Source organism: Mitsuaria sp. TWR114 (assembly GCF_007997345.1).
The window spans coordinates 1-2,122 of record NZ_VOSR01000394.1 but is presented as its reverse complement, the minus strand read 5'-3'; the positions used below and the strand labels follow the sequence as shown (position 1 = coordinate 2,122).

At 69.7% G+C, this 2,122-nt stretch carries 2 protein-coding genes; both read right to left on the bottom strand.

Annotated features, from left to right (window positions below; genetic code table 11):
• Positions 1-970: MBG domain-containing protein (locus FUT87_RS14900; protein WP_186830556.1), on the bottom strand; the 970-nt coding region annotated here is incomplete at its 3' end.
• Positions 967-2,122 (bottom strand): YDG domain-containing protein (locus FUT87_RS28865; RefSeq protein ID WP_186830555.1); only part of this gene is annotated, 1,156 nt, incomplete at its 5' end. The genes FUT87_RS28865 and FUT87_RS14900, both read right to left, overlap by 4 nt.

Sequence of the window (2,122 nt, the reverse complement as noted above, 5' to 3'; positions counted from 1 at the left end):
GTGCGGGTGCGGGTGCGGGCGCAGGCGCGGGCGCATTGATCACGCCGCTGTTGCTGGAAGCGACGGTCACGACGTAGTTGTTGCCGCCGTTGCCATCCTGGACCGCCCAACCCGACTGCACCGCGACTGTCTTTCCGCTGCCGACGCTGCTGTCCGTGAAGGCCTGTCCCAAGCCGCTGACAGAGTCACTCCCCATCAGGCCGGTGACCGTCGGCGAGCCGCTGGCGCTCATCGTGCCGTCGTAGGTCTTGGACACCGGCGTCGCGGCGATCAACAACGACGCCGGCGTCACCGTCAGCAAGCCCGGCGCGAAGCTCACGGCGTAGTTCCCGCTCGAGAGCCCCTGCGGCAGGATGCCGTAGCTGCCGGCGTTGACCGCGCCTTGCGCCGATCCGCCGTAGCTCAGCGTGCCGCTCAGGACCGAGCTCGTCTCGCCATTCACGAACCCGCTGTAGGTCACGCCGTTGCCGCCGGCGAAAGCCAGCGCGTCATAGCCCTTGGACGCACCGTTGGCGGTGATGGTCAGCGGCGCGGGCGTGATGCTCAGCGCCGTCGCGTTGCCCGGCGCCTGGACGATGACGTAGTTGCCCCCATTGGCCGTGAGCCCGCCGCCGGTGACGGCGTAGTGGCCCACCGGCGTCGCGGCCGTGGTCGCCGAGGAGAACTGAAGGCTGCCCGTCGTCGCGCTGGCGAGCGTGTCGCCGCCGACGAAGCCGCTGATCGATCCCATCAGCACCGGGTCGGCCGCGCCATACAGGCGCGAGGCCGCGCCCGCGCTCACGGTCAGCGTCGCCGGATTCACCGTGAGCGTGCCCGGCACATAGCTGATCGCGTAGTTGGCCGCGCTCAAGCCCTGCGCGCTGAGGGTGTAGCTGCCGGCATTCACCGCACCCTGCGCGGTCCCGCCGTAGCTCAGCGCGCCGCCCAGGCTGCTCGCGGACTCGCCATTGACGAAGCCGCTGTAGCTCACGCCGCGCCGCCGCTGAAGGCCAGCGCGTCGTAGGTCTTGGTCACGGCGCCGGCGGTCACGGTGAGCGGCGCCGGCGTGATGCTGGCGGTGGTGTTGATGCCGCCGAACCCGCTGATGCTGTAGTTGCCGGCATCGGCGCCGCTCAGGCTCACCGCCGAGATGTTGACCGCCAGGCCGTTGCCCACGTTCGCCTGCGAGAAGCTGCCGGTCGCGACGAGCGACACCGCGTCGCCGGCCACCAGGCCGGACGAGGTCACGGCCGCCGCGGTCGTGCCGTCGTAGACCTTGTTGGCGGCCGAGAACGCATTGAGCACCTTCGGGCTGATGGTGTAGGTGCCCTGGTTGAAGTAGGCGACGGCGTAGGTGCCACCCTGGTACGAGGTCGGATTGGTCGGGGCACTGACCAGCGCGGTGTAGCTCCCGGCGTTCTTGCTCGGCGTGCTGAAGCCCAGCGGGCCGAGGTTTCCGACGGTGAAGCCGTTCGGGCCGCCGAGCGTGGTCGGCGTGACCAGGCCGGCCGTGCCCGTGCCGCCGTCGTAGACGCGGGTTCCGCTGCCGCTGAACACGTAGATCGGATACATGGCCATGTTGACCACGTTGTAGCCGGCGGAGGTGTAGCTGCTGTTCCCGCCGGGGATGACCATGGTTCCGCAGTTCGGGTAGCCGGGGTTGCAGGGCGGGCTCTGCGTGAACTGGGCGGCCTGGTTGTTGCCGTTGAGGCGGAACAGCATGTGGGCGACGCTGGGCGCCCAGAACTGGATGCGCGCCTGGTTGCCGTTGTTGACCAGGCCGAGCGAGCCCAGCTGGTTCGCGGTGTTGTTGACGTCCACGACGATGACGCCGCCCGCCGACGAGGTGCGGAAGGTCGTGACCGTGCCGGAGTTGCCTTCCACGCCGAAGGCGAATTCCTTGGCGTCACCGGCGCTGGTGGCCGTCATCAGCAGGTTGCCGCCGCCGGTATCGACGGTGGCGCCGGAGAGCACGTAGATGCCGCCCTTGGTGCCGTCGTAGGAGGGCGTGGTGGCAGTCGTGTAGCCGTTGATGACGATGTCGCCGCCACCGGAGGACACGGTGACGCCGGTGCCGAGCTTCACCGCCGGCGCGCTCGACGAGCTGTTGAGCGCGAAGCCGATGCCGTTGGCGCGCGCGGCG